The sequence below is a fragment of the Streptomyces sp. NPDC050264 genome (assembly GCF_040655895.1).
Taxonomy (GTDB): domain Bacteria; phylum Actinomycetota; class Actinomycetes; order Streptomycetales; family Streptomycetaceae; genus Streptomyces.
This window is the reverse complement of the sequence record NZ_JBFAKV010000001.1, coordinates 350,058-368,436: the sequence shown is the minus strand read 5'-3', so window position 1 is coordinate 368,436 and position 18,379 is coordinate 350,058. Positions and strand designations below refer to the sequence as shown.

Here is an 18,379-nt window from a genome sequence, read left to right as displayed (position 1 = left end):
CTCCTTGCGATGGTGCATGTGTGTGGGACCAACACCCCGGCCCTGTATGGGACATGGACCGGGTGCGCGACAACTACGGTCTGCAGCCCGTTGCTTGCGCACCGTAAGCATCGTTGGTCACCCGTGCCTCATGCAATTTCTGGCGCCACGATCACCTGTTCGTGGGAACAACTGCGCGCCTGTTCGTTTACGGGATCATGCCGGCGTCCCCTGCGGCGATGCCCCGCACCACACCCAGGTCCACCAAGTCCTGTGGTCGTACGCGGAGTTGGTTGGCTGTGTGGGGTGCCTGGCCGGGCGGGCGCTTGAGGATCGCGGCGGCCGGCTCAGGGGCGATCACCGAGAAGTACGCGTCCGGGGTCACCCAGGTGGCGCCGGGCGCGGCGAGGGCCAGCGCGCCGCCCGAACCGCCCTCGCCGATGACCAGGGTGGTGACCGGCACCGGCGCCTCGGCGACCGCGAGGAACAGGTCCGCGATCGCCGCGCCCGCGCCCGCCCGCTCGGCCGCCGCGTCGCTCGCGGCCCCCGGGGTGTCGACGAGGGTGAGCACCGGGATGCCGAGGCGGCCGGCGAGCCGGAGCAGCCGGGTGGCCGTGCGGTACCCGGCCGGGGTGGTCGCCGTGCCGCACTGCGCCGCGTACGCGATCGTCCGGCCCTCGTGCTCGCCGAAACCGCAGAGCATGCCGTCGTCGACGCCGCCCGCACGGTCCCCGCGCAACTCCTCGCGGTAGGTGAAGTAGGCGTCCAAGTAGGCCCCGGCGCGCGGGCGTTCGGGCGCGCGGGCCCGCAGGACCGCGGCCCAGCCCGTGGCCGGCGGGTCGGTCCGGCCGAGCGCGCGGGGGACGGGCGCGGGGTCCGCGGACGGCCGGGTCAGCAGGCGCAGCCGGCGGCCGAGCGCGGCGCGCAGCGCGTCAGGCGCCACGACCGCGTCGACGGCGCCCGCCCGCAGCTGCCCCAGGGCCGTGTACGCCGCAGGGTCCGCGTCCGGCGGCCGCACCCGGGAACCGGCGAAGCCGATCTGTGCCCCCGGCAGCGCGAGCGTCAGATCGGCGCCCGCGCCCAGCGTGGCCCAGCCGCCGCCCGTCGTCGGATCGCGCACCACGGCGATCTGGGGCAGGCCCGCGGCGCGGGTCAGGGCCGACTGGCGTGCCACGCGCTGGAGTTGGGTCAGCGCGACCATGCCCTCCTGCATCCGGCTGCCGCCCGTGGCGATGAAGGGGACGACCGGGAGGCGCCGCGCGCGGGCGTGGACGTGGGCCGCTTCGAGGCGGTCGCCCGTCTCCCGGCCGAGGGAGCCGCCCAGGTAGCCGAACTCGAAGGCGATGACGACGGCCGTGGTGCCGTCGATCCCGGCGGTGCCGGTGACGACCGACTCCGTCTCGCCGGTCCGGGCCGCCGCCCGCGTCCGTGCGTCGCCGTAGCCGGGCCAGTCGAGCGGGTCGGGCCGCTCCGGCGCGGCGGGATGCGGGAGTTCGCGGAAGGTGCCCGGGTCGCAGACCGCGGCCAGGACGCCCCGCGCGCCCGTCCCGTCGGGCATCCGGTCAGCCATCGGGGAGGGACCGCTTCAGGATCTTGCCCATGTCGTTGCGGGGCAGCGCGTCGAGATAGCGGACCGTGCGCGGGCGCTTGTGCGGGGACAGGCGCGCGGCGACGTGGTCGGCCAACTCCGCGGCGCCCGGCGGGTTCTGCGCGTCGGACGGCACGATCCAGGCCACCACCCGCTCGCCCAGGTCGGCGTCGGGGGCGCCGGTGACAGCGGCCTCCTGGACGCCGGGGTGCTCCAGGAGCGCGTTCTCGATCTCGCCCGCGCCGATCTTGTAGCCGCCGCTCTTGATCAGGTCGGTGGCCTTGCGGCCGATGATGCGGACGTAGCCGTCGGGGTCGCGCACGGCCATGTCGCCCGTACGGAACCAGCCGCCCGGCGCGAACGCGGCCGCCGTGGCGTCGGGCCGGTTCAGGTACTCCAGGAACAGATTGGGCCCGCGCACCTGGATCTCGCCGACGGCCTCGGGGTCACCGGCGGGGACCTCGGTCGTGCCGTCGTCCTCGGCGAGCCGCAGCTCCACACCCGGCAGCGGCACACCCACCGTGCCGGGACGCGGCTCGCCGTCGGCCCGGACGCTCGTGTTCATGAGCGTCTCCGTCATGCCGTACCGCTCGATGACCCGCTGACCGGTGGCCGCGGTGATCCGCTCGTGGTCGTGGACCGGCAGCGCCGCCGAACCGGAGACCAGCAGCCGCGCCCCCGACAGGGCCTTCGCGAGCGCCGGGTCGGTGGGCAGCGCCTCCGCGACACGGTGGTACATCGTGGGCACGCCGAACAGCATCGTCGCCCCGGACGCCAGCTCGCGCGTCACGCCGTCCGTGTCGAACCGGCCCAGGTGGCGCACCGCGCCGCCCCTGCGCAGCGGGCCGATGATGCCCAGGATCAGCCCGTGCACGTGGAACAGCGGCAGCCCGTGCACCAGGGTGTCGGACCCGGTCCACTGCCAGGCGTCCCGCAGCGCGTCGAGCGTCGAGGAGACGGCGCGGCGCGGCAGCACGGCTCCCTTCGGCGGGCCCGTGGTGCCCGAGGTGTAGACGACGAAGGCGGGGGTGCCGGCGTCCTCGGGCTCCTCGGGAAGCACGACGGGCCGCGCCGACCGCGGTTGTACGTCGATGTCGATGCGGGGCAACTCGGCGAGTGCGGGCGGGAGTTCGGTGCCCGGCGCCGCCAGAACCGCGTCCGGGGCGCTGTCCGCCACGATGTGGCCCAGCTCGCTGCCGCCCGACTTCGGGTTGACCGGGACGGCGGCGACCCCCGCGAGCAGCGCCGCGACCACGCCGACCGCGGTCTCCAGGGTCGGCGTCGCCCACACGGCGACCCGGGCCGAACCCGCGAGCCGGGACGCCAACGGGGCGGCGGCCGCGCTCAGTTCGCCGTAGGTCAGGGCGCGCTCGCCGAAGCGCAGCGCCGGGCGGTCGGGGGTGTCGGCCAGGGCCGGGAGGAGTCGGGGCACGTGAACGCTCCTAGCGAATGCGGGACGAGGCGGTGTGCGGTGACGAGCGGACCGATTGGTTCAGTGGCTGAGCCAATCCGAGCGTGCCGTCTGGCAGCCGCCCGAGTCAAGGACGTACGCTGCCGGGCACATGACGAGGCACGACCGGGGCGAGAAAGGGCCGGGCATGACCGACGCACTGCGGCCGATGGCGGCCCGGCCGCGCCTGTACGAGCAGGTGCTCGACCGGCTGCGCACGTACGTCACCGAGGGCGGGCTGCGCACCGGCGACCGGCTGCCGACCGAGCGCGATCTCGCGGCGCGGCTCGGCGTGAGCCGGGCCTCGGTCAAGCAGGCCATCGTCGTCCTGGAAGTGCAGGGCCTGGTGGAGGCGCGGCACGGCGGCGGCACGTATCTGATGCGCGACAGCCTGGAGAGCGTCGACGTCGAACCGGTGGAGAACCTCGTCGCGCGCAAGAAGCGGCTGCCGGACGTCCTGGAGGCGCGCGAGGCGCTGGAGACGAAGCTGGCGGAGCTGGCGGCGGAGCGCCGTACGGACGCCGATCTGGCGGCGCTGCGCTCGGCCCTCGACCACATGGCGCGGGACATCGAGGCCGGCGGGCTCGGCATCGAGGGCGACCGGCTGTTCCACGGCGCGGTGACCGCGGCCGCGCACAGCGCGCTGCTCGCGGAGTTCATGCGCGGGATCGACGAGCCCGTCGCGGAGTCCCGCACGGAGTCGCTGCGCCAGCCGCGCCGGCCGGGGCGCTCGCTCGCCCAGCACCGGGCGATCCTCCACGCGATCGAGGCGGGGCAGGGGCGCGGCGCGGCGGCGGCGATGCGCAGGCACGTCCGTTCGGTGGCCAAGGTGCGGCTCCTGGAGTGGGACCCGGACGCCACAGAGGTGTGAGGCGAAGTGCGCACCGAATCATGAGTTCCGCTTAATTCGTCAATCCGGCTGACTGTGCGCGGAATTCGGGGGCACCCGGAGATTCGTAAAGAAGTCCTGTAAAGCGATCTGCAAGGGGTGTGGACCATGTCGTCTTACGGAACTCCGCCTGCTGCTTCCTCCGGTTCCCGGACGAATGGCCTCGCGATAGCCGGACTTGTCTGCGGCATCGTCGGGCTGTTCTTCCTCGGCATCGTCCTGGGACCGCTGGCGATCATCTTCGGTGCGCTCGCCCTGCGGCAGAAGGCGGCCAACGGGGGCGGCGGCATGGCCAAGGCGGGCCTCATTCTCGGCATCATCGACCTGATTCTCGCCATCGTGATGATAGTTGTCGCTGCCAATGGCGGATTCAGCTGGTACATCGGCGGATGACCGCGGCAGCATGAGAGGCCCGGTCCGGGTAATTCTCGCGGCGGGGGAATGTGCGTAAGCGCGCATTCCCCCGCCGATGTGTTGTGCGGACGTCGCGTCGCCCGCTGCTGTGCCGCACAGTTCTGGCGGTGAGTGCCGCTGTTCGCCTATTGTCGGACCGCTTGCAGGACACCGACAACACTTCTGCCCGGTGACGGAGCCGGCGTGAGGCGCGCGTCCCCACCTCGCGCCCACATGGGAAGGCTCCAGGCGCGATCACGGGTCGGCACCTCCGGACGCCGACGACCCCGTTGTGACGCGCCCCGCCCGGCAGCGAAAGGGACGCGCCGTGTCATCGGCGAACTACCTCACTCTGCTGCGCATTCCGGGCGCGGCCGCCTTCTTCTTCTCCGCCGTCGTCGGGCGCGTCGGTCTCGCCATGACCGGGATCGGCATCGTGTGGCTGGTGCACGCGCGGACCGGCTCGTTCGCCGACGCGGGCCTGGTGACGGGGTGCTTCGCCGTCGCCGACGCGCTCGGCGGACCACAGACCGGCCGTCTCGTCGACCTGTTCGGACAGCGGCGGGTCCTCCTGTACGCCGTGACCGTGCACGCGGGGGCGGTGGCATTGCTGTTCGCCGGCGGGCCGCTGACCGTCACCGGGGCGATCCTCGCCGGTGTCAGCCTTCCGCAGCTCAGTGCCCTGTCCGCCGCCCGCTGGGCCGCCCTGCTGCGGGGCACCCCGGCCGAGACCGCGCTGCCCCGCGCCTTCACCCTGGAGGCCCTCGCCAACGGGCTCTCCTTCCTGGCCGGTCCCGCACTCGTCAGCGCGGTCGGGGCCGCCGGGCATCCGCGCCTCGGCAGCCTGCTCGCCGCGGCCCTCGTCGTCGGCGGCGGCCTCGCGCTCGCCGTGCAGCGACGCACCGCGCCACCGGTCGCCGGCCGGGCCGAACGCCATCGGGCCGGACGCAGCCTGCTCCGCCCCGCCTTCGTGCGGCTCGTCGCCCTCAACGCGGCCCTGGGCGTCTTCTTCGGCGCGCTGCAGGTGTCCGTGACGGCGTACGCGCTCGGCCGCGGCACCCCGGACGCGGCGCCGCTGCTGTACGCGGTGTCCAACTGCACGAATCTGGCCGCCGGTTGGGCCTATGGGGCCCGTCACCGGGAGAGCCCGCCCGAGCGGCAGCGCGCCCTCGCCGCCGTGGGCCTGGCCCTCGCCTGTCTGCCGCTGACGGCCGTCGAAGGACCGGTCCCGGTGGCCGTCTGCCTCGCCCTGACAGGGCTGGCCGTGCCCGTCCTGCTCGTCCTCTTCTCGGTCCTGGCCGAGACCTCCGTGGACCGCGCCGTCCTCACCCAGGCCTTCACCTGGCTGGGCTCCGCGAGCGCCGCGGGGTCCGCCGGAGCCGCGGCCCTCGCCGGACGGGCGGTGGACGCCGCGGGCCCGCACGCCGGGTTCGCGGTCGGGGCGGCGGCCGCGCTCGGGATGGTGGCGCTCGCGGTGCCCGGCCGGCCGCGAGGGCTCAGGCCCGGCGGAGCGGTGCCAGCGCGTCGGTCCAGGTGACCACCTCGGTGAGCAGCTGCTGGAGCGTGGCCTCGTGGCGTTCGGTGGGCGCGAAGGTCGTGTACTTCTCGAAGTCCGCCTGGAGCGACAGGTGGAGCTGGGTGTGCACGGCCGCCAGCTGGACCGCCCCGGCGATGTGCCGCAGGTGGTCGATGGCGCGGGCGCCGCTGACGTTGCTGCCGTACCCGACGAACCCCGCGGCCTTGTTGTTCCACTCGTTGTAGACGAAGTCGATGGCGTTCTTCAGAGCGGCCGGGATCGACCGGTTGTATTCCGGCGTGACGAAGACGAATCCGTCGAGCTCGGCGATCTTGGCGGCCCAGGCGCGGGTGTGGGCGTGCTCGTAGTCACCCATCCGCGGGGAGCGCGGCTCGTCGAACAGGGGCAGGTTGTAGTCGGCGATGTCGACGAGTTCGAACTCCGCGTCCTCCCGCGCGCGAGCCGTCTTCTCGATCCATTCCGCGATCTGCGGTCCGACGCGACCCGGACGGGTGGTGCCCAGAACAATGCCTATGGTGGTCATGCGGATCATTCAAGCACCGCGTCCCTCAAGTCCCGGCAGTATCGGCCCGGTTGAAGGCCGAGATCCGTGTCCGGTGGTGCCGCGGCCGCTCCGCCTCGTCCAGCACCGCCACCGCCGGATCCGCGTACGAGAGCGACGCGTCGTCCGGTGGCACAGTGTCGCCGCCGGTCCGGTAGCGGCCGGTGCGCGGCAGCCCCGGGTCGAGGGCCGCGGGCGGGGTGAGCATCAGCCGGTCCGGCGCCGTACGCGCGGCGCGCAGCCGCTCCAGGCCCGCGGTGTGCGCGCGGGCGAACGGCACGATGTGCGCGGGGAAACGGGACGGGTCCTCAAGGACAGGGCGGCCGACGGCGTCGACGAGGTCCGCGAACAGGCCGATGAAGAGGAGGCGGGGCACGCCCGAGCCGAGCAGCGCGTCGGCCGCCTTCACGAAGAACTCCGGGTCGGGATCCGCGAACCCCCGCTCCGGTCCGGAGAACGGGGAGACCGCATGCACCGCCGCCCGGTGGCCCGGGGCGAGTTCCGCCACGCGGCGCGCGTCCGTGACGTCGCCGGCGACCTGGTCGACGGCGAGGACGGGCAGCCGTGCGTGATGGAACTGGAGCTCGTCGAGCCGAACCTGTTCCTGAGCACCCTGCATCCGAGGTCCGAGCGCGTCGTCGCCGAGGCGATCCTGAAAGCGGCGCCCTAGACCTCGGTCCAGCGCTGCAGCAGCCCCCACGTGAACTCCGCCCGCACCTGGCGCGGAGCGCCCGACGCCTCGGCCGGTGCCGAGAACGCCAGGCCCCAGCGCGTGGGCGCCGAGCCCTCCAGAGGACGGGCCGGGGCGAAGGCGCGGGCCGCCTCGTCGACCGTGCAGGACCAGGGGGTCAGGTCGGCGAGGGTGCGCAGGGCCGGGGCGGCGGCGCCGGGGGCGCGGATCAGCCACTCGTTCCACACCGCGCCCGTCGGGGCGAGCAGCACCTCGAAGCGGAGGTCGGGCCAGAGCGGGACCGGCCACAGCAGGGCCTCGCAGTCCAGGTCGCCGATTCTGCGGGTAAGCCGCTGCTCCGGGGCGCCGAGGACGGAGCGGTACCGGGAGACGGCGGCCCGTCCGCCGCGCCCGTGGAGCATCGCCTGCCAGCGGCGGTTCGCCTCCCGCATGTCGGCCACGGAGACGCCGAGGTCGGCGCGGGCCGTCTCCACCAGCTCCGGATTGTGGTCGGCCATGCGCCGCAGCAGCACCAGCTGGAAGTGGAGCGGGGTGAACGGTTCGGCGGGTCCGGTCGGCTTGGGGCGTGGCATGCCTCCTATCGTCGCGCACCGGGCTCGGCAGCCGCCCGTCCGGCAGGAACAGCACCGAGTTCACATAGCGCGGCCGGCGTCCCGACGCGGTGAGGGCGCGGCGCGGCAGGCCCTGCGGGGCGAGGTGCGCGGAGCCGCGCTGGTGCGCCGCCAGGTCGAAGCCGGCCGGCGGCAGCCAGGAGCCCGACGAAGAGGGCGGGCCGGTCCCGGGCGAGCGGGGCGGGGCGCCGCGCAGGACCCGCAGCTCCGCGCCGTCCACGTCGATCTTGATGAAGTCGACGTCGTACAGGGCGAGTGCGTCGAGGGTGACGCAGGGCACGACGTGCCGGGTCGGCGCGTGCAGGCCCTCCCGGCGGACCAGGGAGGAGACCTCGGGTTCGCCGCGCTCGTCGTGCGGGGGCTGCCACAACGGCACCGGACCGGGCCGGTGCGGCCAGGTGCGGCACCGGTTCCAGGGCGACCACGTGCCGGGCGCGGGCCGCGAGGCGGTGCGTCCACGGCCCGTACCGGCCGCGCGGCGCGGGCAGCATGTCGGCGAGCGGCGCGGCGAGGGTGGTCACGGCATCCGCCCGGCGTCTTCCCCCACCTGATCGAGGAGCCGCTCGTGCTCGTCCTCCGGGAGCTGCTCGCCGGACGACGGCAGCAGCTGGGGGATGCCGTCGACGATCGGGTAGCGCCGGTGCAGGCGCGGGTTGTAGAGCGCGGCACCGTCGGGGAGGAGCAGCAGCGGCCCCTTGTCGAGCGGGCACGCGAGGATGCGCAGCAGCGGGTCGTCAGGGCTCATGGGGGACATGGGGGAGCAGCTCCCTGGGGGGTGGGTCCGGTGGGTTCGGTGGTGCGGAATGCGGCGGCGCGTCGTGTTTCGGCATCAGCAGGAGCACGGCGACGGCGAGCGCCGTGCCCGTCACGCGCGGGCCGAGCCGGAGCGGCTCGGACGGCACCGACTCGCCGAACGCCGCCGTCCCGGGCACCGCCGTGTACACGCTGGCCTCGGGGGAGACGGATGGGCGCCCGCTTCTCCAGGACGAAGCCGACGGAGCAGAGGGCATTGGCGAGCAGCGCCGCGCCGACTCCCCAGGCCGCGGCGGGCATCGGCCGTCACGTCCTGCGGGCGTGCAGGAGAAGGATCGAGGCGAGCGACGGCGCCGCGCAGGCGAGGCGGTCCAGCGGACGCAGCGCGCGGGGCACCCCATGGAAGGGAGCCCCTGTGACGCGTACGACGTCGAAACCGGCGGACGCGACGAACTGGCGCAGCGCGCGCCGCGTGTACAGGCGCAGATGCCCCACCACCTCGGTGCCGGGGCGGCCGTGGACCGCGCGCAGGCTCACCTCCGAGAAGACGGGCTGCACACCGGCCAGGAGCAGGGCGCGGTTGTACCAGGCGGCCAGGTTCGGGGTGGACAGCATCAGATGGCCTCCCGGGCGCAGCACCCTGCGGGTCTCGTCGAGGGCGGCGTCGGGTTCCACGAGGTGCTCGATCACCTCGGACAGCAGCACCGCGTCGGCGGCGGCGTCCCTGAACGGCAGCCCGTGGCCCGTGAGTTCACCCCGCACGACGTCGGGCACGCGGCCCGCCGCGCGGCGCAGCGCGTCCTGCGACCAGTCGACGCCGACGAGACGGTGGCCGGGCAGCAGGCGGGCCGCGTCGGCCGCGGCGCTGCCGTCGCCGCAGCCCACGTCCAGGACGGTGGCCCGCCGGGTCCCGGCGAGCGCGGCGGCCAGGACGCGGGTCTGGCGCAGGGTGCGGGGCGTGCCGGAGGCCACCGGCACGTCGGGGTTCTCGTAGAAGTCCCGCAGGCCGGGCGGCGGGGCGGACGTCATGGGGCCTCCTCCTGCGTCGCGTGGAGGTGGTGCTCGAACAGGTCCCGCAGGTGCGCCCCGTCGCCGTGGCCGAGGAGCGTGCGCGACCAGCGCAGGGCCAGGTGCAGGCGGCCCGCCGTGGACGCCGTGGTGAAGGTGAGGCCGCGTGGCATCCGGGCCGGTGCCGAGAACCAGACGGCGCGGGCCCGGCCGCCGTCGCCGAAGTCCAGCGGGTAGGGGACGCGGCCGATGTTGCTGAGCAGGGTCGTCGACGTCCAGGGCGCGGCGGCCGCGCGCAACGCGCGGGTGGCGGCGGCGCGCCAGGTCACGGGGGCGTACGGCGCCGCCAACAGGGCTGCGCCATGGCCGAGTTGGGGGCGCACAAGTGACTTGAGGGCTGTGGTGCGGGTGGCGGTGAGACGGAGCAGGGCGGCGGTGCTCTGCTTCAACTCGTCTGTACTGAAGGGGACTTCGACCAGTCGCGTGCCGTTGCCGATGGGCATCGTCCTGTCCCGGGGGCGGTCGTCCACCGGCATCGTGATGCGCAGCTGGCGGCGGGGCCGGCGGGTGCCGTGCTCCGCGTTCCAGTCCGCGATCGTGCGGGCCGTGGCGATCATGAGCTGGTCGTTCACCGTGTACGGGGCGCCCTCGGGGCGGCGCGGTACGGCGAGGTCGCAGACGAGGAGGCCGTTGCCCGGGCGGGCTTCCGGGGCGCCCGGAGCCACCCTTGCCGGGCGCGTCCAGCGGGAGGGCGGGCCGGGCGGGGCCGGCCGGTGCGGGGCCGCGTGGGGCGCGGGCGGCGGGGAGTTGTCCCGGCCGCCGTAGAGCTCCGCCGCCGTGGCGAGGACGCGCAGACAGGCCGGGCCGTCGAGCGCCGTGTGGTTGACGGTGAGGAAGAGGACGGTGTTGCCGGTCTCGGGGTGGGGGACGGACTCCAGGCGCACCGGGGGCGCCGCCGTGAGCGGTGGGGACCGGGTGAGGGACCGGGCGCGGGCCCGCGTCAGCGCGTCGGGGGCCGGCTCGGGGAACGAGACGGGCGGTACGTCGGGGGCGTCCGCCAGTTCCCAGGTGCAGCGGCTGGTGTACCAGCGGCGCGGTGCCTCTCGCACGAGGATGCGGGGGTGGTGGTGCAGGGCCCGGTCGAACGCGGCGGTCAGCCGGACCGGGTCCAGGGCGCCGGAGAGGTGTACCTCCACGTGGACCGTTTCGGGTTCGTCGTCCCGGAGGCAGTGGCGGGCGATCTCGTCGACGGTCGGGAAGGGCAGGCGCTTGCCGCCGGGGGCACGGGTCCGGTTGTGGTCCAGGGTCGTCACGGCTCGGGCCCTTCGCTCGAAGGCGGGCCCGGGGCGGGGCCGGCCGCCCTGGAGCTCGTCACCAGCGCCGCGAACAGGGCCGTGAGCGCCAGGAGTTGCGCCACCGCGCCGAAAGCCCCCCGCCCGTCCCGGACCGGCGACCCCGCCGCTGTCGCCGCCACCGCGCCCGCCGCCGTCATCGTCAGGAACGCGAGCGGTACCAGGAGCGCGGGGCGTTTCCAGGAGAGGAGGGCCAGGGCCGGGACCAGCGCCGCCCAGGGGCCCGCGATCACGACGCCGACGAGGGTGAGGACCACCGTGCCGAGGAACCAGCCAGGGGGTGCGGGAGCGGGCGGAACCTCCGGCGGAACAGATGGCCTGCGGCGCCACAGGGACAGGGTGAGGAGCGCCAGGAGGGCCAGGGCGCCCACGATCAGGCCCGCGTCGTAACTGGTGGCGGGCTCGTAGGAGAGGACGACCGTGCCCCCCGCGCCGCCGGGGACCAGCCACGCCTGCTGCCAGCCGTCCAGTCGCAGAGCGGTGAGTTTCCTGCCGTCGAGGGTCGCCTGCCAGCCGTCGTTGACGTTCTCGTACGTCGTCAGGTACGTCGCCTGGCCCGCGCCCACCCGGACCTCGCGGCGGTCGCCCAGCCAGTCCCGGATGGTGAGTTCGCGGGTGGTGGGGGCCGCTTCCGTGTCCGTTCCCGCGCGGGTGAGGGTGGCGCGGGTGACGGCGAGCGGACCGGCGGTGTCCGTGTCGGTCCTGAGTGTGTGGGGGCCCGCCGGGAGGGTGAGGGGCCCGCAGAGGGTGAGGGTGACCGGGCGGCGCGCGGTCAGGTCCGCGACGGTGCCCTTGGCCGAGGTGCGGTGGCGGGCGCCGTCGATGGTGACCGTCGGGCCCTTGCCGCAGGGGAGGCTGAACCTCCGCTCGGGCGTGGGCTGTCGGACCCGGTACTCGTCGAGTGCGGGGATGTAGGCCTCGGTCAGGCCCACGGGCAGCTGGAGGTCCTCGTCCGCGACGGGGTTGTGGACCGTGAGCGGCGCGGTGGCGGTGATGGTGACGTCGAGGCGGTTCGTGGTGATGGGGTCGAAGCGGGCCACGCCGTTCTCGTCGACGTTCGTGATCGCGGCTCCGCCGGGCGAGCTGATCTCGATCTTCTCCGGGCGGGTGGAGAGGCCGCCTGCCGCGGGGAGCACGAGCATGGAGACGGGCTGCTTGTCCGGCCAGCGGAGGCGGATCGTCGGCTTGTCGCCCGCGATCCAGGCCGTGGTCAGGTCCCCGTCGGTGAGGTTGCGCGCCGATACGTCGGTGCCGAGGCGGGCGGTGGAGTCGGCGGTGGCCGTGAGTTTGCGCTGCTGGTCGGGAGCGACCGCGTAGAGGAGCTTGTCGAGGGCGGCGGTGGGGGTGGGGGCCGCTGTCGCCTCGAAGGTGAAGCGGGACGCTTCGGTCGTGGTGAACGTGCGGCGCAGTGCGGGTTCCGTGTCGGTGAGGGTGAGCGCGCCGTCGCCCGTCGCGCGGCGGAACGTGAACTGGTCCGACCGGGTCGAATCGGCGGGCAGTTGCAGGACGCGGCTCGCCCGGACGCCGGGGACGGAGATGTCCGAGAAGCCCGCGCCGGTGAGCGAGGGGCGGACGGCCTGGGTGTCCAGGATCGTGACGCGCAGCCAACTCGCCGCGCCCGCGGGTGCCTTGACGCGTTGCCGGGTGCCGTCGGGCCGGAGGTCGGCCGTGGTGCTGCCCCGGTCCGTCTCGACACGGATGCGGGTGGGCGCCGCCCGGACGTCTTCCTGAGGGAGCGGGGTCACCTGGAGTGTCGCCGGGATCCGGGTGGGGCGCGAGAAGGCGATACGGAGCCACTCGCCCTTCGCCGAGTCCGGGTCGCCCTCGGTCCACGCGGTGTCCGGGGCACCGTCGAAGGCGTTCACGGGGTCGAACTGGGGGAGGTGCAACAGCCAGTTGCCGCTGGAGGAGGCGGACACCTCGCGGGCCCCCTCGATGCGGGCGGTGGTCTGGTGGGCGATGCCCCGGGTGGGGAGGATCTGCTTCGGTTTCTCGCCCGCGTTCTGTTCGGCGTACGGGCTGTTGCGTTCCGTCGGCGTGTACGGGTGCGAGGTGTTGGCGTTGACCAGGCCGAACCGGGTGTCCGCCCGGCGCAGCCCGTCAACCGCCGTACGCAGAGCGGGCGTTCCGATGCCCGGGTGGTTGTCGCCGGTCAGCACCACGGGCCGGTTGCGGAAGGCGGAGCCGGACGAGAGCGGCAGGAGCGACTCGGGGCCGCCGCTGACCTCCGCCGTGGAGCGGACCGGGAGCAGACCTGCCTGCCCCGGGCGGCGGGTGGTGATGTCCGGCGCGTAGATCTCGACCGCACGCGGGCGCGGGTACAGGCCCTCGACCTGGACCGGGGTCCCTTCGGCGATCCGGCCGCCGGTGACGGCCGGGCCGAAGCCGGTGACGCGGTGGAAGCCGGACTCGGTGAGCGTGCGCCCGACCGTGGCCGTGGGGACGTAACCGAGCTGGTCCGGGTCCAGGTCGTTGCGGACGACGACGTAGTAGAGGCCGCTTCGGCTCAAGTAGTCCTGCAGACCGGGGACTTCACCGCCGGACATGAGGGCCTGCTCGATCGCGTCCAGGGCGCGGCGATTGCCCGCCGTGCCGAAGGGGACGAAGTCGCGCTGCGCCCAGCGGGAGTCCGCGAGGACATCGAGCGGCTGGTCGATGGGGGAGCCCCAGGTGTAGAGGCCGTGGGCGGTGGCGGGGACCACCAGCGCACGCGAGTCGGGGGAGTACGTGCGCAGCCAGTCCGCCGTCGTCTGCCAGTACGCCGGCAGTTTCCTGAACGAACCCGGCTGGAGGATCGAGCCGTTGAGGTAGGGCCAGGCCAGGCCCGGCAGGATCAGGGCCGCGACCACCAGCGGGGCGTACCGGCGTCCGCGCAGCGGGCGGGTGCCGCGGGACTCGGCGGCGACGCCCACGAGGTGGGCGGTGCCGAGGACGAGCGCGAGGGCGAGGCCCGGCTGGAACTTGTAGACGTTGCGGAACGGGGCCAGGCCGCCGTCCAGCCACGACTGGACCGTGTCGTGGAAGGGCGCGCCGAGCGAACCCCCGTACCCGGCAAGGGTGATGAGCGCCGCCGCCATCACGGTGAGCAGCAGCCAGCGGCGCTCCGGCAGATCACGGCGGGCCAGGCCCGCGAGGCCGACCGCCGCTGCCAGGGCCGAGCAGACGATCACGACGGCGGCCGTCGCCACGGTCCAGCCGGCCGGCAGCCAGGCCTCGCCGAGATGCAGATAGGCCACCCAGTTGCCCGCGCCGCGCAGGGTCTCCGTCGCCGCCATCGTGTCGGTCGTGGTCCGCGCGTTCTCCACGTAGGGCAGGAAGTTCTCGCCGTACGCGCCGAGGAGGAGGAGCGGGACCGTCCACCAGAGCGTGGCCAGGGCGACCGAGGGGAACCACCAGGCGATCTGCCGCCGTTTGCGGGGCGACGGCGCTCGGGAGAGGAGGTAGAGGCCCACGGGGAGCAGCGAGGCCAGGGTCGCGGCCGCGTTCACGCCGCCCATGAACGGGACGAGCAGCGCCGAGCGGACCGCCGAGACGCGGGGCGAGGTGCGGGGGCTGGTAAGGGGGAGCAGGACCCAGGGGAGGAACGCGCCGGGGAGCGCCGCCGCCGACGTCGAGCCGATGACGATCGTGAAGGTGGGCCACAGCGCGTAGGTGGTCGCGGCGAGGAGGCGGCTGCGCGGGGTGCCGACGCCGAGCCGTTCCATGAGCCGCAGGGCGCCCCAGAACGCCACCGTCACGACGATCGACAGCCACAGCCGCTCGGCGAGCCAGACCGGCACGTGCGCCAGGTCGGCCAGGCCGTAGTAGGGCAGCATCGGGAACGCGTAGCCGATGTACTGGTCCGCGAGTCCGCCGAACCCGGCGCGGTCGTGCCACAGCTGCCCGAGGTCCCCGATGAACCGCCACGGGTCGAGCGCGACGCCCAGCTTCGTCTCGAACGTCATCCGGCCCGGGCGCACCGCGCAGAACGCGACGAACAGCACGGCCCAGAAATACAGCAGCCAGCGGCGGGAGCGCGGGCCCGGCTCGGGCTCCGGGCTCGTCGCCGCGGCGGGTGGGGCCTGAACCGTGGTCGTCATGGGGGACACCGCCTGAGGACGAGGAGGAGGTTCCAGGTGACGAACTCGCGCACCCCGGGCACCCGCGCGACGGCCTCGGTGAGGAACGGCCAGTAGCGGGAGCGCGCCGAGACGAGCACCACGTCGTCACGGGCGCGGACGTGGCGCAGCGTCGGACCGATGTGGTGGGCGAAGAGGTTCTCGCCGAGGGTGTGCTTGGGTGCCCGGCCGGTCCGCCGCCGGTAGCGGGCCTGGGCCCGGCCGGCGCCCAGGTAGTGCCAGGGCGCCCACTCGTGGCCGCCCCACGGGGAGAGCCAGTTGGTGAACGACACGTAGATCAGGCCGCCGGGCCGGGTGACGCGGACCAGTTCGCCGAGGAACGTGTCGCGGTCGGCGACGTGCTCCAGGACGTTCGAGGAGAACGTGACGTCGGCCGACGCGTCGGCGAGTGGCAGCAGGTATCCGTCGGCCACCACCGCCGAGGCCGGGGGAGAGGGCCCCAGCTCCCGGGCGTCCGGCTCGAAGAGGACGCCGTGAGCGCCGCGCGCCCGGAACTCGCGGGTGAAGTGGCCGCTGCCGCCGCCGACGTCCACGACGACCTTCCCGGCGACCTTCCCGTACGCCTCGACCTGATCGGCGGCGTCCCGCGCGAGCAGCGCGTAACACTTCTCGGGATCGTGCCGCTCGCGCGAGAACGCCCGGAAGAGTGCGAAGGACCTGGTCAGCGACGGGTCCCTGAACCCGGCCGCGGTCATGGCGCGCGGCCCCCGAAGGGCTCGGTGCGGCCCCTCACCGCCTCCGCCGCGACCGTCCTGAACTGCCGCACCGTGTGCGCCCACCGGTAGCCGGCGGCCCGCTCCTCGGCCGCCCTGCCCATCAGTTCGCGGCGGCGGGCGGACAGGGCGAGCGTGCACCAGGCCGCCGCGAACGACGACGGCCCGTGGGCCAGCAGGCCGGTGCTGCCGTCCGCGATCGAATCGCGGACGCCGGGCACGTCGAAGCCGACCGCGGGGGTGCCGCGCGCCGCCGCCTCCGTGACGACCAGGCCCCACCCCTCGACGGCCGAGGGGTGCAGCAGCAGCCAGGCCTCGCAGAGCAGCCGGTGCTTGGCGGCCTCGGAGACGCGGCCGGTGAACTCGACGCCCGGGCCCGCGAGTTGGCGCAACCGGGCGCCTTCCGGGCCGTCACCCACGATCACCAGCCGGCCGCCGGTCACCGGACGCACCCGCTCCCACAGGCGCAGGAGCAGATCGATCCGCTTGTACTCGACCAGCCGGCCCATCGCCAGGAACAGGGGCTCGGGCGACCGGCCGGCGCGGGGCCCCGGCTCCGCGACGCCGTTCGGGACGAGGCGGATGCGGTCCCGGTCGACGCCGATGGTGTGCAGCGCGTTCGCCGTCGACGGCGAGACGGCGACGAGCAGACCGCGGCGCTGCGCGCCGGACAGCGCCCACTGTTCGAGTCTTCGGCCGAGGTGGGCCGCGGGCGCCAGCGGACCGCGCAGGCGCATCCGCCACAGGTCCGTGTGGACGTGGTTGACCAGGCAGAGCGTCGGGCCGCGGTGCCAGAGCGGGGCGAGGTACGGCATGCCGTTGCAGACCTCGACCAGCAGATCGCAGTCGCCGACCCGGCGGGCGAACGCCGAGCGGGCGCGCAGGTAATGGGCCGCCTGCCCGCCCGCCGAGATCACCCGGTAGTCCCGGAGAACGTGGTGCCCGGCCGGACCGCCGCACAGCAGCGTCACCTCGTGGCCCAGCTCCGTCAGCCCCTCGGCCAGCCGGTCGACGAGCACTTCGGAACCGCCCGCGGCCGGATTGCCGAGGTCGCGGTGGGCGAGGAAGACGATGCGGCGCGGCGGTGGGGAACCGGCCGGATGAGGCCGCGCACCGCGCGACGACGCGGTGCGCAGCGACGATGGCACGTGCTGGGGCATGCGTGCTCCAACTCGTCTCAGGGTGCGTGAGAGCGTGGGTGGCCCGGCAGGGGGCGGCTGCCGGGACGGACCGGCGGGTACTGTGCCGGCGCTGTGCTCGGGCTGTGCACAAGGTGGGGAGGGACAGTTTTCGCCCCGCTTTTCGATGCGGCTACTCACCTGAGTGACAAGTTTCGCGCTTTATTCAGCTGACGTACCGTCACATCGTGGATGTTTCCACAGACGTCGGGGACGAATCGGGATCGGGCCGCCCTGGCCCGTCCGGTGCCCTCCGCCCGCTCCTGCCCCGTACGACGAAGAAGATCCCCGCCAGCACGAGCAGCGCACCCGGCGCGGCCGCCACGATGGGCAGCGTCGTGCCGAGCAGCGTGAGGCGGGCGTTGTCGTCCCGGGCGAGCGCGACCTGCGCGCGCTGTGTGGCCGGGGTGAACGCGATCTTCTCGCTGTCCAGGAGCACGGCCGCGTCCTTCGTCGTGCCCGGCGCCCGCAGCGTCTCGCGGGGCCCGGTCGCCGCGTACACGATCCGGCCCGTGCGCCGGTCCGCGACCAGTTCGACACGGTGGTTCGCGTACCACTCCTCGGCCAGCACCCGGCCCTTCTTCGGCTGCCCCACGATGCGGCCCGGCACCAGGCGCGAGCCCGTCCTGGCGGGCGCGACGGCGCCGGTGAACCGGTAGCCCTCATGCCCCTGGACCTTGGCCGTACCGCTGAAGCGGAGCGGGACCGTCGCCCCGAGCGTGTTGTCCCACCAGGTGTACGTGCGCTTTCGCACACCGAACGGGAACTTCAGGTAGGCCTCGCCCTCGAAGACCGGTCGCTCGCCGCAGCAGTGCACCGGGGCGTTGGTCGCACGGTCGGTGACCCAGCGCTCCTGGGTCCACTGCAGCGCGTCGTGCGGATCGGCCGCGGGCAGCGTCGCGTCCGTGTCGACGGACGTCACCACGTCCCACACCGCCCGCCCGCTGCGCTCGCTCTCCGCGACGTCGCCGCGGACCTGCCGGGTGATCGTCAGCCGCCGGCCCCCGACTGTTCTGGTCTTGGCCGTGTCGAAGTGGCGGCCGGTCCCGGTGAACACCGTGGTCGCGTCCACGCCGATGCTGGTGCGCGCGGCGCGCGGCTCCACGTACCAGGCGAGCAGTCCCGCGAGGACGAGCAGGAACGTGCCGAGACCCACACAGACGAAGGGAATCCCCGACGGGTTCACCGGCGGTGTTTTCGGCCTCTTGGGCGGTTTCGATTTCTTCGATGTACGGCGCATCCGGCACTCCTCGCTGGAAGGGCACCACGGCATGCCCGTGGTCGGCCGGTCATGGGCCGGGAACCGTAGGCGCACCCTTGACGGGCTGTCAATCCACCCCGGAAAATGGGGACTTGACGGGACACACAGGGTGGGGACCGACCTCAGTACTCCGCATGCAGCACGGACGAGAGGCTGACCCTGCGATGAACCGACTGCTCGCCGCCGCGCTCTCCGCGGCTCTCGGGGCGGCGCTCGCCGGCGCCGCGTCCTTCGGCGTTCTCGCGCTGATCAACGCGACACCGGACCAGCCCAACACGCCCCTCGTGACGTTCGAGACGCCCGGGCAGGGGCGCTGA

General features: G+C 74.2%; 17 protein-coding genes and 1 pseudogene. 5 read left to right on the top strand and 13 right to left on the bottom strand.

Annotation, left to right across the window (positions count from 1 at the left end; translation table 11 throughout):
- Positions 1-187: 187 nt before the first annotated feature.
- The gene (locus AB0J02_RS01730; RefSeq protein WP_363191760.1) at positions 188-1,537 is read right to left on the bottom strand and encodes a carboxyl transferase domain-containing protein; all 1,350 of its coding nucleotides are present in this window, start codon (positions 1,535-1,537) and stop codon (positions 188-190) included.
- Between the two features lie 4 nt (positions 1,538-1,541).
- Entirely contained in the window at positions 1,542-2,999 is a 1,458-nt protein-coding gene (locus AB0J02_RS01725; RefSeq protein ID WP_363191506.1) for an acyl-CoA synthetase, read from the bottom strand.
- A gap of 166 nt (positions 3,000-3,165) precedes the next feature.
- On the opposite strand from AB0J02_RS01725, the gene AB0J02_RS01720 reads away from it, so the two are divergent.
- The 3 genes from AB0J02_RS01720 (at position 3,166) to AB0J02_RS01710 (ending at position 5,836) form a co-directional block, all read left to right on the top strand.
- A complete protein-coding gene (locus AB0J02_RS01720) occupies positions 3,166-3,888 on the top strand; it encodes a FadR/GntR family transcriptional regulator (protein WP_363191505.1) in 723 nt (240 codons plus the stop codon).
- Between the two features lie 126 nt (positions 3,889-4,014).
- Positions 4,015-4,299: a DUF4190 domain-containing protein gene (locus tag AB0J02_RS01715; protein ID WP_363191504.1), complete on the top strand. Its 285-nt coding sequence runs from the start codon at positions 4,015-4,017 to the stop codon at positions 4,297-4,299.
- A gap of 328 nt (positions 4,300-4,627) precedes the next feature.
- The gene (locus tag AB0J02_RS01710) at positions 4,628-5,836 is read left to right on the top strand and encodes an MFS transporter (protein ID WP_363191503.1); all 1,209 of its coding nucleotides are present in this window, start codon (positions 4,628-4,630) and stop codon (positions 5,834-5,836) included.
- Here the strand turns inward: AB0J02_RS01710 and AB0J02_RS01705 are convergent.
- Complete coding sequence (locus tag AB0J02_RS01705; RefSeq protein ID WP_363191502.1) at positions 5,796-6,359, bottom strand: NAD(P)H-dependent oxidoreductase; 564 nt, start codon at positions 6,357-6,359, stop codon at positions 5,796-5,798. The genes AB0J02_RS01710 and AB0J02_RS01705 overlap by 41 nt on opposite strands.
- Positions 6,360-6,384: 25 nt before the next feature.
- Positions 6,385-6,852, bottom strand: coding sequence for a hypothetical protein (locus AB0J02_RS01700; RefSeq protein ID WP_363191775.1), 468 nt, complete (start codon positions 6,850-6,852; stop codon positions 6,385-6,387).
- On the opposite strand from AB0J02_RS01700, the gene AB0J02_RS01695 reads away from it, so the two are divergent.
- Positions 6,847-7,047, top strand: coding sequence for a hypothetical protein (locus tag AB0J02_RS01695; protein ID WP_363191774.1), 201 nt, complete (start codon positions 6,847-6,849; stop codon positions 7,045-7,047). The genes AB0J02_RS01700 and AB0J02_RS01695 overlap by 6 nt on opposite strands.
- On the opposite strand, the gene AB0J02_RS01690 is transcribed toward AB0J02_RS01695, so the two are convergent.
- The 9 genes and pseudogenes from AB0J02_RS01690 to AB0J02_RS01650 all read right to left on the bottom strand — a co-directional run bounded on the left by AB0J02_RS01690 (position 7,044) and on the right by AB0J02_RS01650 (position 17,957).
- Positions 7,044-7,640 (bottom strand): hypothetical protein, encoded by a 597-nt coding sequence (locus tag AB0J02_RS01690; RefSeq protein WP_363191501.1) that lies wholly within the window; start codon positions 7,638-7,640, stop codon positions 7,044-7,046. The two genes, AB0J02_RS01695 and AB0J02_RS01690, sit on opposite strands and share 4 nt — an antisense overlap.
- A gap of 556 nt (positions 7,641-8,196) precedes the next feature.
- Positions 8,197-8,424 carry a Trm112 family protein gene (locus tag AB0J02_RS01685; RefSeq protein ID WP_363191500.1) on the bottom strand — a complete coding sequence of 76 codons (228 nt, stop codon included), beginning with the start codon at positions 8,422-8,424 and terminating at the stop codon, positions 8,197-8,199.
- Positions 8,414-8,626 (bottom strand): annotated as a pseudogene (locus AB0J02_RS01680) (hypothetical protein); the annotation flags it as partial. The pseudogene AB0J02_RS01680 and the gene AB0J02_RS01685, both read right to left, overlap by 11 nt.
- A 112-nt stretch (positions 8,627-8,738) precedes the next feature.
- On the bottom strand, positions 8,739-9,461 hold the full coding sequence (locus tag AB0J02_RS01675) for a methyltransferase domain-containing protein (protein ID WP_363191499.1): 723 nt from the start codon (positions 9,459-9,461) through the stop codon (positions 8,739-8,741).
- On the bottom strand, positions 9,458-10,753 hold the full coding sequence (locus AB0J02_RS01670; RefSeq protein WP_363191498.1) for a condensation protein: 1,296 nt from the start codon (positions 10,751-10,753) through the stop codon (positions 9,458-9,460). Before AB0J02_RS01670 ends, AB0J02_RS01675 begins: the two co-directional genes overlap by 4 nt.
- Positions 10,750-14,871, bottom strand: coding sequence for a DUF3367 domain-containing protein (locus tag AB0J02_RS01665; protein ID WP_363191497.1), 4,122 nt, complete (start codon positions 14,869-14,871; stop codon positions 10,750-10,752). The genes AB0J02_RS01670 and AB0J02_RS01665 overlap by 4 nt, the downstream gene beginning before the upstream one ends.
- Entirely contained in the window at positions 14,868-15,605 is a 738-nt protein-coding gene (locus tag AB0J02_RS01660) for a class I SAM-dependent methyltransferase (protein ID WP_363191496.1), read from the bottom strand. The genes AB0J02_RS01665 and AB0J02_RS01660 overlap by 4 nt, the downstream gene beginning before the upstream one ends.
- On the bottom strand, positions 15,602-16,783 hold the full coding sequence (locus tag AB0J02_RS01655) for a glycosyltransferase family 4 protein (RefSeq protein WP_363191495.1): 1,182 nt from the start codon (positions 16,781-16,783) through the stop codon (positions 15,602-15,604). Before AB0J02_RS01655 ends, AB0J02_RS01660 begins: the two co-directional genes overlap by 4 nt.
- Positions 16,784-16,982: 199 nt before the next feature.
- A complete protein-coding gene (locus AB0J02_RS01650) occupies positions 16,983-17,957 on the bottom strand; it encodes a DUF3068 domain-containing protein (RefSeq protein ID WP_363191494.1) in 975 nt (324 codons plus the stop codon).
- Positions 17,958-18,226: 269 nt separating this feature from the next.
- On the opposite strand from AB0J02_RS01650, the gene AB0J02_RS01645 reads away from it, so the two are divergent.
- Positions 18,227-18,379 (top strand): hypothetical protein, encoded by a 153-nt coding sequence (locus tag AB0J02_RS01645; RefSeq protein WP_363191493.1) that lies wholly within the window; start codon positions 18,227-18,229, stop codon positions 18,377-18,379.